The organism is Blastococcus sp. SYSU D00813, from assembly GCF_054050735.1.
This window is the reverse complement of record NZ_JBJGZX010000005.1, coordinates 147,039-159,654: the sequence shown is the minus strand read 5'-3', so window position 1 is coordinate 159,654 and position 12,616 is coordinate 147,039. Positions and strand designations below refer to the sequence as shown.

Sequence of the window (12,616 nt, the reverse complement as noted above, 5' to 3'; positions counted from 1 at the left end):
ATCAGAAGTCCAGACCGCCCTCGCGCGCGCCGTCGGCGAGCGCGGCGATCCGCCCCTGGTAGCGGTTGCCGCCGCGGTCGAACACGACCGCGGTGATCCCGGCGGCCTTGGCGCGCTCGGCCACCAGGGCGCCCACCTGGCGGGCCAGGGCGGACTTGTCGCCCTCGGCGCCGCGCAGGCTGGCGTCCAGCGTGGACGCGCTGACCAGCGTGTGGCCCGCAGTGTCGTCGACGACCTGGGCGTGGATGTGGCGCGAGCTGCGCTTGACCACCAGGCGCGGACGCTCCGGTGTGCCGGAGACCCGCTTGCGCAGCCGGTTGTGCCGGCGCAGCCGGGAGACCCGGCGCGCGGTGCTGACATCGGTGCCCACGGGGGTGTGGACCCGAGCACTCTTCTCGGTCTGTGCCATCACTTACCCGTCTTCCCGACCTTGCGCTTGACGACCTCACCCTGGTAGCGGACGCCCTTGCCCTTGTACGGGTCGGGGCGACGCAGCTTGCGGATGTTGGCCGCGACCTGGCCCACCTGCTGCTTGTCGATGCCGGCGACGCGGATGCGCGTCGGCGACTCGACCGTGAACGTGATGCCCTCCGGCGCCTTGACCGGCACCGGGTGGCTGAAGCCCAGGGCGAACTCGAGGTCCGACCCCCGGGCCTGGACGCGGTAACCGACACCGACGATCTCGAGGGTCTTGCTGTACCCCTCGGTGACGCCGGTGATCATGTTGGCGATCAGGGTGCGCGACAGCCCGTGCAGGGCCCGGCTCTCCCGCTCGTCGTCCGGCCGGGCCACCTGCAGCGTGCCGTCCTCACCGCGGGCCACCGTGATCGGCGCCGCGACGGTGTGGGACAGGGAGCCCTTGGGGCCCTTCACGCTGACGGTCTGGCCCTCGATGGCGATGTCCACGCCACCGGGCACCGGAATCGGGAGTCGTCCGATCCGTGACATCTCTGCTCGCTCCTCTTACCAGACGTAGGCGAGGACTTCCCCACCCACGCCCTTCTTGTTCGCCTGGCGGTCGGTCAGCAGGCCGGTCGAGGTGGAGATGATCGCCACCCCGAGGCCGCCGAGCACCTTGGGCAGCGCGGTCGACTTGGCGTAGACCCGCAGGCCCGGCTTCGACACCCGCCGGACACCGGCGATGCTGCGCTCACGGTTGGGGCCGTACTTGAGGTCGATCACCAGCTCCTTGCGGGTGGTGCCGTCCTTCTCGACCTCGTTGACCTGCCAGCCGGCGATGTACCCCTCCTGCTGGAGGATCTCGGCGATGTGCGTCTTCAGCTTGGAGGACGGCATCGTCGTCGAGTCGTGGTACGCCTGGTTGGCGTTGCGGATGCGCGTGAGCATGTCCGCGATCGGGTCGGTCATCGTCATGGGTGTCGTGCCTCTCTCGCCGCGGTTCCGCACGCGGACCTCGCGTGGGCCTCTCGGCGATCAGTTACGGATGGAACGGCCCCGGTGCCGGGACCCGCGGCGCGTGTCGCGGGCGGCACCGGGGTCCTTCACCAGGAGCTCTTGCTGACGCCGGGCAGCTCGCCGGCGTGGGCCATCTCCCGCAGGCAGATCCGGCAGAGGCCGAACTTGCGGAACACCGCGTGCGGGCGACCGCAGCGCTGGCAGCGGGTGTAGCCGCGGACCGCGAACTTGGGCTTGCGGGCCGCCTTGTTGATCAGGGCCTTCTTGGCCATGTCGTCTCCTCTAGCTCTCTCGTCCGGCCCGGGCTCAGCGGGTCGTCGCGACGACGGGCTGGCCGGCGAAGGGGAAGCCGAGGAGCCGGAGCAGCTCGCGTCCCTCGTCGTCGTTGGTCGCGGTCGTGACCAGGGTGATGTCCATGCCGCGCGGCCGGTCGATCTTGTCGACGTCGATCTCGCGGAACATCGACTGCTCGGTCAGACCGAACGTGTAGTTGCCGTGGCCGTCGAACTGCTTGGCGTTCAGGCCGCGGAAGTCACGGATGCGGGGCAGGGCCAGCGACAGCAGCCGGTCCAGGAACTCCCACATGCGGTCCCCGCGGAGGGTCACCTTGGCGCCGATCGGCATGCCCTCGCGCAGCTTGAACTGCGCGATGGACTTGCGGGCGCGGACGACGGCCGGCTTCTGGCCGGTGATGGCGGTGAGGTCGCGGACCGCGCCGTCCATCAGCTTCGCGTCGCGGGTCGCCTCGCCGACGCCCATGTTCACGACGATCTTCGTCAGCCGCGGGATCTGCATGACGTTCTCGTAGCCGAACTCCGACTGCAGCGCCGGCACGATCTCCTCGCGGTACCGGGCCAGCATGCGGGGCAGCTCACGGGTGGGTGCGCTCATGTCGCTCAGAGGTCCTTACCGGTGCGCCGCGAGACCCGGATGCTGCGGCCTTCCTCGTCCTTGCGGTAGCCGACCCGGGTCGGCTTGTCCTCGGAGTCGATCACCATCACGTTGCTCACGTGGATGGGAGCCTCCTGCGTGACGATCCCGCCCTGCTGGGCGCCGCGCTGGTTGGAGCTGATCCGGGTGTGCTTCTTGACCCGGCCGACGCCCTCGACGAGGACCTTCTGCGTCTGCGGGTAGGCGGCGATGACCCGGCCCTTCGCGCCCTTGTCCTTGCCGGACAGCACGACGACGGTGTCGCCCTTCTTGACCTTCATCGACGGCGCCTTCTTGGTGCCGGGGTCGTTCTTGTGGGCAGCCATGCTCACAGCACCTCCGGAGCGAGCGAGATGATCCGCATGAAGCGCTTGTCGCGGAGCTCACGGCCGACGGGGCCGAAGATGCGCGTACCGCGCGGGTCGCCGCTGTCGCGGATGATGACGGCGGCGTTCTCGTCGAAGCGGATGTAGGAGCCGTCAGGACGACGACGCTCCTTCACGGTGCGGACGACGACGGCCTTGACGACGTCGCCCTTCTTGACACCGGCACCCGGCAGCGCGTCCTTCACGGTGGCGACGATGACGTCACCGATTCCCGCGTAGCGTCGCCCGGACCCGCCGAGGACACGGATGCAGAGGATCTCCTTGGCACCCGTGTTGTCGGCGACCCGCAGTCGCGACTCCTGCTGGATCACGTCCTACTCCCAATTCTCAGTGGTGACAGCCGGGCCGGAACGGTGAACCGGCTGTCCGGTACCCACGTGCGGACGCACCGGCGGCTGGGCCGCCGGTGCGTCCGAGGCACGGGTACCGGGATGCGGCGCGCTCCCGGAGGGGCGCCAGTCGTCCAGAGTACCTGCTCCGGACACGGCCCCGGAGGGCCGGTCGGCGGGACCCCGCTCACGCGGGGACCCGCCAGGGGTCACTTGGCCTTCTCGAGGACCTCGACCAGCCGCCACCGCTTGGTGGCCGACGTCGGCCGGGTCTCCATGATCTGCACGCGGTCGCCGATGCCGGCGATCCCCTGCTCGTCGTGGGCCTTCAGCTTGCTCGTCCGGCGGATGACCTTGCCGTAGAGGCCGTGCTTCACGCGGTCCTCGACCTCGACGACGATGGTCTTCTCCATCTTGTCGCTGACCACGAGGCCCTCACGGACCTTGCGGTAGCCACGGCCGGCCAGACCGGGGCCGGTCGCCGTCGCGTCGTTGGCGGTCGCCGACTGGGACTCGCTCATGCCACACCCTCGTTCGGGGCGACCGACAGGCCCAGCTCGCGCTCACGCATGATCGTGTAGATCCGCGCGATGTCGCGGCGGACGGTCTGCAGCCGCCGGTTGTTGTCCAGCTGGCCGGTGGCCACCTGGAACCGCAGGTTGAACAGTTCTTCCTTGGACTCGCGCAGCCGCGAGGCGAGCTCGTCGGCAGAGAGCTCGCGCAGCTCCGGAGCGGTCAGACCGGCGGCCATCACACCTCTCCTTCACGCGTGATGAAGCGGCACTTCATGGGCAGCTTGTGGATCGCGCGGCGCATGGCCTCGCGGGCGACCGGCTCGGCCACACCGGAGAGCTCGAAGAGCACCCGGCCCGGCTTCACGTTGGCCACCCACCACTCCGGCGAGCCCTTGCCCGAACCCATGCGGGTCTCGGCCGGCTTCTTGGTCAGCGGGCGGTCCGGGTAGATGGAGATCCACACCTTGCCGCCACGGCGGATGTGCCGCGTCATGGCGATACGGGCGGACTCGATCTGCCGGTTGGTCACGTAGGCCGGCTCCAGGGCCTGGATGGCGTAGTCGCCGAAGTTGATGGCGGTGCCGCCCTTGGCCCGGCCGGAGCGGCTCGGGTGGTGCTGCTTGCGGTGCTTGACGCGCCGTGGGATGAGCATCGCTCAGCTCTCCGTGTTCTCGGTGGCGGTCGTCTCGGCGGCGCTGGTGGCCTCCGGACCGGCCAGCTCGGCGACCGTCGTCTCCGGGGCCTCGCCCGACGTCTGCGCGACGACGGCCTCGGTGGTGTCCGCCGGGCCGGTGGACTCGGCCGCGGCGCGGCCGGCCTCGGTCCCGCCGGCGGTGGTGCCGCTGGAGCCCGAGCGGCGCTGCGGGCGCTGTGCGCGCTCACGACGCTGCTGGCGGGCGGCCAGGGCCTCGAGGGCCTCGCGCTCGGCGCGGGAGCCGCTCACGTCACCCTTGTAGATCCACACCTTGACGCCGATGCGGCCGAAGGTGGTGCGGGCCTCGTAGATGCCGTAGTCGATGTTCGCGCGCAGCGTGTGCAGCGGCACGCGACCCTCGCGGTAGAACTCCGACCGGCTCATCTCGGTGCCGCCCAGGCGACCCGAGCACTGCACCCGGATGCCCTTGACCTGCGGGCTGCGCTGGGCCGACTGCATGGCCTTGCGCATGGCGCGGCGGAAGCTGACGCGGCTGGACAGCTGCTCGGCCACACCCTGGGCGACGAGCTGAGCGTCGGCCTCGGGGTTCTTCACCTCGAGGATGTTCAGCTGCACCTGCTTGCCGGTGAGCTTCTCCAGCTCGCCGCGGATGCGGTCGGCCTCGGCGCCGCGGCGGCCGATGACGATGCCCGGACGCGCGGTGTGGATGTCGACGCGGACCCGGTCACGGGTGCGCTCGATCTCGACCTTGGAGATGCCGGCCCGCTCCATGCCCTTGGACATGAGCTTGCGGATGGCGACGTCTTCCTTGACGTAGTCCTTGTAGAGCTTGTCGGCGTACCACCGGGACTTGTAGTCGGTGGTGATGCCGAGCCGGAACCCGTGCGGGTTGACCTTCTGACCCACTAGCGGGTCCCTCCCCTCGTGTTGCTCTTCTGCTGGGTCGCGGGGCCGGACTGGCCGGTGTCCCGGCGCGCCTTGCGCGACTTCTGCGCGAGCTCGGCGCTGCTGGCGACCTCGCTCACCTCGACGGTGATGTGGCTGGTCCGCTTGTTGATGCGGAACGCCCGGCCCTGCGCGCGCGGACGGATCCGCTTGAGCGTCGGGCCCTCGTCGACGAACGCGGCGCTGACGACCAGCGCGTTGCGGTCGAGCTGCAGGTTGTGCTCGGCGTTGGCGACGGCGCTGGCCACCACCTTGGCGACCGGCTCGCTGGCGGCCTGCGGCGCGAAGCGCAGCAGGGCCAGGGCCTCGTCGGTGGGCAGGTAGCGGATGAGGTCCACCACCCGGCGTGCCTTCATGGGGGTGACGCGGACGAACCGGGCGGTGGCCCGGGCGACCGGCGTCTCCTGCCCCAACTGGGAAGTCATCTCTGAGATCTCCTCGCCGTCAGCCGCGCCGCGACCGGCGGTCGTCCTTGACGTGCCCACGGAAGGTGCGCGTGGGCGCGAACTCGCCGAGCTTGTGCCCGACCATCGCCTCGGTCACGAAGACCGGGACGTGCTTGCGGCCGTCGTGCACGGCGATCGTGTGCCCGAGCATGTCGGGGATGATCGTCGAGCGCCGCGACCAGGTGCGGATGACGTTCTTGGTGCCCTTCTCGTTCTGGGCGTCCACCTTGGCGAGCAGGTGGTCGTCGACGAACGGGCCCTTCTTCAGGCTGCGTGGCATGTCTGTCGAGCTCCTCTACCCGCTCAGCGCTTCTTGTTGGTACGCCGGCGGCGCACGATCATGGAGTCCGAGGCCTTGCGCTTGCGCGTACGGCCCTCGGGCTTGCCCTTCGGGTTCACCGGGTGGCGACCACCGGAGGTCTTGCCCTCACCACCACCGTGCGGGTGGTCGACCGGGTTCATGGCGACACCGCGGACGGTCGGGCGCTTGCCCTTCCACCGCATGCGGCCGGCCTTGCCCCAGTTGATGTTCGACTGCTCGGCGTTGCCCACCTCGCCGACGGTCGCGCGGCAGCGCACGTCGACGTTGCGGATCTCGCCCGACGGCATGCGCAGCTGGGCGAACCGGCCCTCACGGGCGACCAGCTGGACGCTGGTCCCCGCCGACCGGGCGATCTTCGCGCCGCCACCGGGACGGAGCTCGATGGCGTGAACGACGGTGCCGACCGGGATGTTCCGCAGCGGCAGGTTGTTGCCCGGCTTGATGTCGGCGGCGGGGCCGCACTCCACCGTGTCGCCCTGCTTGAGGCGGGCCGGCGCGATGATGTAGCGCTTCTCGCCGTCGGCGAAGTGCAGCAGGGCGATGCGCGACGTCCGGTTGGGGTCGTACTCGATGTGCGCGACCTTGGCCGGCACGCCGTCCTTGTCGGCCCGGCGGAAGTCGATCACCCGGTAGGCGCGCTTGTGGCCGCCGCCCTGGTGTCGAGCGGTGACCTTCCCGTGCACGTTGCGCCCGCCGCGGCCGTGCAGCGGCCGGACCAGCGACTTCTCGGGATGGTCGCGGGTGACCTCGGCGAAGTCGGCGACGCTGGAGCCGCGGCGGCCCGGCGTCGTCGGCTTGTACTTGCGGATAGCCATTGCTGACTCAGTCCTCTATATCTCTGGTCCGAAACGGTCACGGCGCCTCAGGCGCCGGGACCACCGAAGATCTCGATGCGGTCGCCGGGGGCGAGCGAGACGATGGCGCGCTTGGTGTCGGGGCGCTTGCCCGTCCGGTTGCCCCGGCTGCGCTTCTTCTTGCCCTGACGGTTGATCGTGTTGACGTCGAGGACCTTCACGTTGAAGACCTGCGCCACGGCGATCTTGATCTGCGTCTTGTTGGCGTCCGGGTGGACCAGGAACGTGTACTGGTTCTCGTCCAGGAGCCCGTAGCTCTTCTCCGAGATGACCGGCGCGAGCAGGACGTCCCGGGGGTCGCGGAAGGTCACGCCTTCTCCTCCTCGGCAGTGTCGGTGGTGCCGTCCTCGCTGGGCGCGGTGGCGTCCGGACCGGCGTTGGCGGCGGCGGCCTGCTCGGCCGGGGCCGAGGCGGCCTCGGCCGGGGTGGCCGGGGCGGGGTCGCCGGCGTCCACGGCCCGCTTCGGGGCGGCGACCGACGCGGTGCCGGCCGAGCCGGACACCTCGACGGTGCCCTCGCCCTGCGCCGGGGCGATGGACGGGACGCCACCGGGCGTCTCGTGCGTCGACAGGTCGGGCTTGACCGAGCCGCGCGCGGGGCCGGCGACGAACTCGGCGAGCGCGGCCTCGGTGAAGACCACCTCGTCGGCGAGCAGGACGTCGTAGGTGTTCAGCTGACCGGCCTCGAGCAGGTGCACCCGGGGCTCGTTGCGCAGGCTGATCCAGTTGAGGACGTCGTCGCGGTCGAGGACCACGAGCACGCGCTTGGCCTGGGTCACGGCGTCGAGCGCCTTGAGCGCCTCCTTCGTCTTCGGGGCGTCGCCCTCGACGAAGGTGGTGATCACGTGGACGCGGTCCTCGCGGGCCCGGTCGGACAGGGCACCGCGCAGGGCGGCGGCCTTCATCTTCTTGGGGGTCCGCTGGGTGTAGTCGCGCGGCTGCGGGCCGTGGACCGTGCCACCGCCGGTGAACTGCGGCGCGCGGATCGAGCCCTGCCGGGCGCGGCCGGTGCCCTTCTGGCGGTAGGGCTTGACGCCACCACCGCTGACCTTGCCGCGGGTCTTCGTCGCGTGCGTGCCCTGGCGCGCGGCGGCCAGCTGGGCCACCACGACCTGGTGCATGAGCGAGACGTTGGCGTCGGTGTCGAAGAGCTCACCGGGCAGCGTCACGCTGCCGGAGGTCTCGCCCGCCGGCGTGCGGACGTCGACCTGGCGGTCGGTCCGTGCCTGGGTCGACTGGGTCACTTGGTGTCACTCCCCACGGGACCGCCCTTGACGGCCGAGCGGACGAGCACGAGGCCGCCCTTCGGGCCGGGGATGGCGCCCTTGATCAGCAGCAGCCCGCGCTCGGTGTCCACCTTGTGGACCGCCAGCGAGAGCGTCGTCGTCTTGACCGCACCCATGCGGCCGGCCATGCGCAGGCCCTTGAACACCCGGCCGGGGGTCGAGGCCCCACCGATCGAGCCGGGCGAGCGGTGCTTGCGCTGGGTGCCGTGCGCGGCGCCGAGGCCCTTGAACCCGTGCCGCTTCATGACACCCGCGGTGCCCTTGCCCTTGCTGGTGCCGATGACGTCGACCTTGGCGACGCCGTCGAACACCTCGGCCGTCAGCTCCTGGCCGACGGTGTAGGTGGAGGCGTCGTTGGTACGCAGCTCCACCACGTGGCGGCGCGGCGTCACGCCGGCCTTGGCGAAGTGGCCGCCCTCGGGCTTGTTCACCTTGCGGGGGTCGATCTCCCCGAACCCGAGCTGGACGGCGGAGTAGCCGTCGACCTCGGGGGTGCGCACCTGGGTGACCACGCACGGCCCCGCCTTGACGACGGTCACCGGCACGATGCGGTTGTTCTCGTCGAAGACCTGGGTCATGCCCAGCTTCTCGCCGAGGAGTCCGCGGAAGTTGCTCGCCATGACTCCCCCTTACTGGATGTTGACGTCGACCGAGGCCGGGAGGTCGATGCGCATGAGCGCGTCGACCGTCTTCGGCGTCGGGTCGAGGATGTCGATGAGGCGCTTGTGCGTGCGCATCTCGAAGTGCTCCCGCGAGTCCTTGTACTTGTGCGGGGACCGGATGACGCAGTACACGTTCTTCTCCGTCGGCAGCGGCACCGGGCCGACGACGCGCGCACCGGTCTTCGTCACCGTGTCCACGATGCGCCGCGCCGAGGCGTCGATGGCCTCGTGGTCGTAGGCCTTCAGCCGGATGCGGATCTTCTGTCCCGCCATCGCCTTGTCTCGCTCCTGCCGATCGTGAATGTCTGTGGTGGGCCCTCGGGGCCCCTGGGTCCGGATCCGAGCCCGGACCCGGGAGACGGGCGGCGGCCGATCCGGCCGCCGCCCGTCCGCGGGGTGTTACTTGATGATCTTCGTGACGCGACCGGCGCCCACGGTCCGGCCACCCTCGCGGATGGCGAACTTGAGCCCCTCCTCCATGGCGATCGGCTGGATCAGCTCGACCGTCATCTCGGTGTTGTCGCCGGGCATGACCATCTCGGTGCCGGCGGGCAGCGTCACGACGCCCGTCACGTCCGTCGTCCGGAAGTAGAACTGCGGACGGTAGTTGTTGAAGAACGGCGTGTGCCGGCCACCCTCGTCCTTGGAGAGGATGAAGACCGAGGCCTCGAAGTTCGTGTGCGGGGTGATGGAACCCGGCTTCACGACGACCTGGCCGCGCTCGACGTCCTCGCGCTTGATGCCGCGCAGGAGCAGACCGACGTTGTCGCCGGCCTGGCCCTGGTCGAGCAGCTTGCGGAACATCTCGACGCCGGTGACGGTGGTCTTGGTCGACGACGGACGGATGCCGACGATCTCGACCTCCTCCGACACCTTGACGATGCCGCGCTCCACACGACCGGTCACGACGGTGCCGCGGCCGGTGATGGTGAAGACGTCCTCGACGGGCATGAGGAACGGCTTGTCGATGTCGCGCTCCGGCTCCGGGATCGCGGTGTCGACGGCGTTCATCAGCTCCATGAGGCGGTCGCCCCACTCGGCGTCGCCCTCGAGGGCCTTCAGCGCCGAGACGCGGACCACGGGGACGTCGTCGCCCGGGAACTCGTACTCGGACAGCAGCTCACGGACCTCCAGCTCGACGAGCTCGAGGATCTCCTCGTCGTCGACCATGTCGGCCTTGTTGAGCGCCACGACGATGTAGGGGACGCCGACCTGGCGGGCCAGGAGCACGTGCTCCTTGGTCTGCGGCATCGGGCCGTCGGTGGCGGCGACCACGAGGATGGCGCCGTCCATCTGCGCCGCACCCGTGATCATGTTCTTGATGTAGTCGGCGTGCCCGGGGCAGTCGACGTGCGCGTAGTGACGGTTCTCCGTCTGGTACTCGACGTGGGCGATCGAGATCGTGATGCCGCGGGCCTTCTCCTCGGGCGCCTTGTCGATCTGGTCGAAGGCCGACGCCTCGTTGAGGTCCGGGTACTTGTCGTGCAGGACCTTGGTGATCGCCGCGGTCAGCGTCGTCTTGCCGTGGTCGATGTGCCCGATGGTGCCGATGTTGACGTGCGGCTTGGTCCGCTCGAACTTGGCCTTGGCCACTGGGTTCCTCTCCTCGTGGTGTCGCAGTCGTGCGCGAACTCTGGGGTGGGGTTGCTGGGGGGTGCCGGGCGGATGGGCTCCGCCCGGCGGGTCACTCGCCGGTCGCCTTGGCGATGATCTCCTTGGCGACGTTCTGCGGGACCTCGGCGTACGAGTCGAACACCATGGTGTAGCTCGCCCGCCCCTGGGTGCGGCTGCGCAGGTCGCCCACGTAGCCGAACATCTCCGAGAGCGGGACCAGGGCCCGGACGACGCGGGCGCCGGAGCGCTCCTCCATCGCCTGGATCGTCCCGCGCCGGGAGTTCAGGTCGCCGATGACGTCACCCATGTAGTCCTCGGGGGTGACGACCTCGACGGCCATCATCGGCTCGAGCAGGGCCGGGCTGGCCTTGCGGGCGGCCTCCTTGAAGACCATCGAGCCGGCGATCTTGAAGGCCATCTCCGAGGAGTCGACCTCGTGGTACTGGCCGTCGATGAGGGTCGCCTTGACGCCCACCATCGGGTAGCCGGCGAGGATGCCGTACTGCATGGCGTCCTGGATGCCCTGGTCGACCGAGGGGATGTACTCCTTCGGGATGCGACCACCGGTGACGGCGTTCTCGAACTCGTAGGTGGCCGAGTCGCCGCTGATCTCCAGCGGGGCCAGGGTCACCTGCACCTTGGCGAACTGGCCCGACCCACCCGTCTGCTTCTTGTGGGTGTAGTCGACCTTCTCGACGGTCTTGCGGATCGTCTCGCGGTAGGCCACCTGCGGCTTGCCGACGTTGGCCTCGACCTTGAACTCGCGCCGCATGCGGTCGACGAGGATCTCCAGGTGGAGCTCGCCCATGCCGGAGATGACGGTCTGGCCGGTCTCCTCGTCGAGGCGGACCTGGAAGGTCGGGTCCTCCTCGGCGAGCTTCTGGATGGCCGTGCCGAGCTTCTCCTGGTCGCCCTTGGTCTTCGGCTCGATGGCGACCGAGATGACCGGCGCCGGGAAGGTCATCGACTCCAGGATCACGGGGTTCTGCGGGTCGCAGAGCGTGTCACCGGTGGTGGTCTGCTTCAGGCCGACGACGGCGACGATCTGGCCGGCGCCCACGCCCTCGCGCTCCTCGCGCTTGTTGGCGTGCATCTGGTAGATCTTGCCGATCCGCTCCTTGCGGTCCTTGGTGCTGTTGAGCACCGGCGAACCGGAGGAGAGCTTCCCGGAGTACACGCGGACGTAGGTCAGCTTGCCCAGGTGCTGGTCGGTCTGGATCTTGAAGGCCAGCGCCGAGAACGGCTCGTCCTCGTCGGCGTGCCGCAGGACCTCGGTCTCGCCGTCGAGGGCGGTGCCCACGATGGCCTCGATGTCCAGCGGGCTGGGCAGGTAGTCGACGACCGCGTCGAGCAGCGGCTGCACGCCCTTGTTCTTGAAGGCCGTGCCGGTCAGGACCGGGTTCACCTGGGCGTTGATCGTCGCCTTGCGGATGGCGGCCTTGAGGCGCTCGACGGTGATCTCCTCGCCGCCGAGGTAGGCCTCCATGAGGTCGTCGTCGGTCTCGGCGATCGTCTCGAGCAGCTTCTCGCGGTACTCCTCGGCCTGCTCGGCGAGCTCGGCGGGGATCTCCTCGACGGCGTAGTCCTCGCCCATCTTGGTCTCACCGCGCCAGGTGAGCGCGCGCATCTGCACCAGGTCGACGACGCCGATGAAGTCGGCCTCGGCGCCGATCGGCAGCTGCAGCACGGCCGGGTTGGCACCCAGCCGCTCGACCATCATGTCCACGCAGCGGAAGAAGTCGGCACCGGTGCGGTCGAGCTTGTTGACGAAGCACATGCGCGGGACGCCGTACTTCTCCGCCTGCCGCCACACCTGCTCGGTCTGCGGCTCCACGCCGGCCACACCGTCGTAGACGGCGACCGCACCGTCGAGCACCCGCAGCGACCGCTCCACCTCGACGGTGAAGTCGACGTGCCCGGGGGTGTCGATGATGTTGATGTCGTGGTCGTTCCAGGTGCACTTCGTCGCGGCCGACGTGATGGTGATGCCGCGCTCCTGCTCCTGCTCCATCCAGTCCATCGTGGCCGCGCCGTCGTGGACCTCACCGATCTTGTAGTTGATACCGGTGTAGAAGAGGATGCGCTCGGTCGTCGTGGTCTTGCCGGCGTCGATGTGCGCCATGATCCCGATGTTGCGGGTCTTGGCGAGCTGGGCCTCGTTGCTGGCCATCTCTGTCTCCTCTTTGGTTCGGTCCGCGCGGGTGTCCGGGGGTGGCCCGGACTGCCCGCCGGCCGCGGGTGCCGGCAGGACCGGCGG

Annotated in this window: 20 protein-coding genes; all 20 read right to left on the bottom strand. The window is 69.8% G+C overall.

Features of this window, described 5'->3' with window-relative positions; all coding sequences use genetic code 11:
* Position 1: 1 nt before the first annotated feature.
* Complete coding sequence (gene rplR / locus ACI8AX_RS05550) at positions 2-370, bottom strand: 50S ribosomal protein L18 (RefSeq protein ID WP_456548788.1); 369 nt, start codon at positions 368-370, stop codon at positions 2-4.
* A 38-nt stretch (positions 371-408) separates the two neighbouring features.
* Complete coding sequence (rplF, locus tag ACI8AX_RS05545) at positions 409-948, bottom strand: 50S ribosomal protein L6 (RefSeq protein ID WP_456548787.1); 540 nt, start codon at positions 946-948, stop codon at positions 409-411.
* Positions 949-963: 15 nt separating this feature from the next.
* On the bottom strand, positions 964-1,368 hold the full coding sequence (rpsH, locus tag ACI8AX_RS05540; protein WP_456548786.1) for a 30S ribosomal protein S8: 405 nt from the start codon (positions 1,366-1,368) through the stop codon (positions 964-966).
* A 134-nt stretch (positions 1,369-1,502) separates the two neighbouring features.
* Entirely contained in the window at positions 1,503-1,688 is a 186-nt protein-coding gene (locus ACI8AX_RS05535; RefSeq protein ID WP_113838243.1) for a type Z 30S ribosomal protein S14, read from the bottom strand.
* Positions 1,689-1,722: 34 nt separating this feature from the next.
* A complete protein-coding gene (gene rplE, locus ACI8AX_RS05530; protein ID WP_456548785.1) occupies positions 1,723-2,307 on the bottom strand; it encodes a 50S ribosomal protein L5 in 585 nt (194 codons plus the stop codon).
* A gap of 5 nt (positions 2,308-2,312) precedes the next feature.
* The gene (gene rplX / locus ACI8AX_RS05525; protein ID WP_456548784.1) at positions 2,313-2,672 is read right to left on the bottom strand and encodes a 50S ribosomal protein L24; all 360 of its coding nucleotides are present in this window, start codon (positions 2,670-2,672) and stop codon (positions 2,313-2,315) included.
* 2 nt (positions 2,673-2,674) lie between these two features.
* The gene (rplN, locus tag ACI8AX_RS05520; protein ID WP_029433456.1) at positions 2,675-3,043 is read right to left on the bottom strand and encodes a 50S ribosomal protein L14; all 369 of its coding nucleotides are present in this window, start codon (positions 3,041-3,043) and stop codon (positions 2,675-2,677) included.
* A gap of 227 nt (positions 3,044-3,270) precedes the next feature.
* Positions 3,271-3,582, bottom strand: coding sequence for a 30S ribosomal protein S17 (rpsQ, locus tag ACI8AX_RS05515; protein WP_456548783.1), 312 nt, complete (start codon positions 3,580-3,582; stop codon positions 3,271-3,273).
* A complete protein-coding gene (gene rpmC / locus ACI8AX_RS05510; protein WP_097194642.1) occupies positions 3,579-3,812 on the bottom strand; it encodes a 50S ribosomal protein L29 in 234 nt (77 codons plus the stop codon). The genes rpsQ and rpmC overlap by 4 nt, the downstream gene beginning before the upstream one ends.
* Positions 3,812-4,228 (bottom strand): 50S ribosomal protein L16, encoded by a 417-nt coding sequence (gene rplP, locus ACI8AX_RS05505; RefSeq protein ID WP_409328739.1) that lies wholly within the window; start codon positions 4,226-4,228, stop codon positions 3,812-3,814. The genes rpmC and rplP overlap by 1 nt, the downstream gene beginning before the upstream one ends.
* A 3-nt stretch (positions 4,229-4,231) precedes the next feature.
* On the bottom strand, positions 4,232-5,137 hold the full coding sequence (rpsC, locus tag ACI8AX_RS05500) for a 30S ribosomal protein S3 (RefSeq protein WP_456548782.1): 906 nt from the start codon (positions 5,135-5,137) through the stop codon (positions 4,232-4,234).
* Positions 5,137-5,601, bottom strand: coding sequence for a 50S ribosomal protein L22 (rplV, locus tag ACI8AX_RS05495; RefSeq protein ID WP_456548781.1), 465 nt, complete (start codon positions 5,599-5,601; stop codon positions 5,137-5,139). The genes rpsC and rplV overlap by 1 nt, the downstream gene beginning before the upstream one ends.
* Positions 5,602-5,620: 19 nt before the next feature.
* On the bottom strand, positions 5,621-5,902 hold the full coding sequence (gene rpsS / locus ACI8AX_RS05490; RefSeq protein WP_026857017.1) for a 30S ribosomal protein S19: 282 nt from the start codon (positions 5,900-5,902) through the stop codon (positions 5,621-5,623).
* 23 nt (positions 5,903-5,925) lie between these two features.
* Complete coding sequence (gene rplB, locus ACI8AX_RS05485; protein ID WP_456548780.1) at positions 5,926-6,759, bottom strand: 50S ribosomal protein L2; 834 nt, start codon at positions 6,757-6,759, stop codon at positions 5,926-5,928.
* Between the two features lie 47 nt (positions 6,760-6,806).
* Positions 6,807-7,109, bottom strand: a complete 303-nt coding sequence (rplW, locus tag ACI8AX_RS05480; RefSeq protein WP_456548779.1) for a 50S ribosomal protein L23 — start codon at positions 7,107-7,109, stop codon at positions 6,807-6,809.
* On the bottom strand, positions 7,106-8,041 hold the full coding sequence (gene rplD / locus ACI8AX_RS05475) for a 50S ribosomal protein L4 (RefSeq protein WP_456548778.1): 936 nt from the start codon (positions 8,039-8,041) through the stop codon (positions 7,106-7,108). The genes rplW and rplD overlap by 4 nt, the downstream gene beginning before the upstream one ends.
* Positions 8,038-8,703, bottom strand: coding sequence for a 50S ribosomal protein L3 (gene rplC / locus ACI8AX_RS05470; RefSeq protein ID WP_456546218.1), 666 nt, complete (start codon positions 8,701-8,703; stop codon positions 8,038-8,040). The genes rplD and rplC overlap by 4 nt, the downstream gene beginning before the upstream one ends.
* 9 nt (positions 8,704-8,712) lie before the next feature.
* Complete coding sequence (rpsJ, locus tag ACI8AX_RS05465; protein WP_014742859.1) at positions 8,713-9,018, bottom strand: 30S ribosomal protein S10; 306 nt, start codon at positions 9,016-9,018, stop codon at positions 8,713-8,715.
* 126 nt (positions 9,019-9,144) lie between these two features.
* On the bottom strand, positions 9,145-10,338 hold the full coding sequence (tuf, locus tag ACI8AX_RS05460) for an elongation factor Tu (RefSeq protein ID WP_456548777.1): 1,194 nt from the start codon (positions 10,336-10,338) through the stop codon (positions 9,145-9,147).
* Positions 10,339-10,429: 91 nt separating this feature from the next.
* Entirely contained in the window at positions 10,430-12,529 is a 2,100-nt protein-coding gene (fusA, locus tag ACI8AX_RS05455) for an elongation factor G (protein WP_456548776.1), read from the bottom strand.
* Positions 12,530-12,616 lie beyond the last annotated feature (87 nt).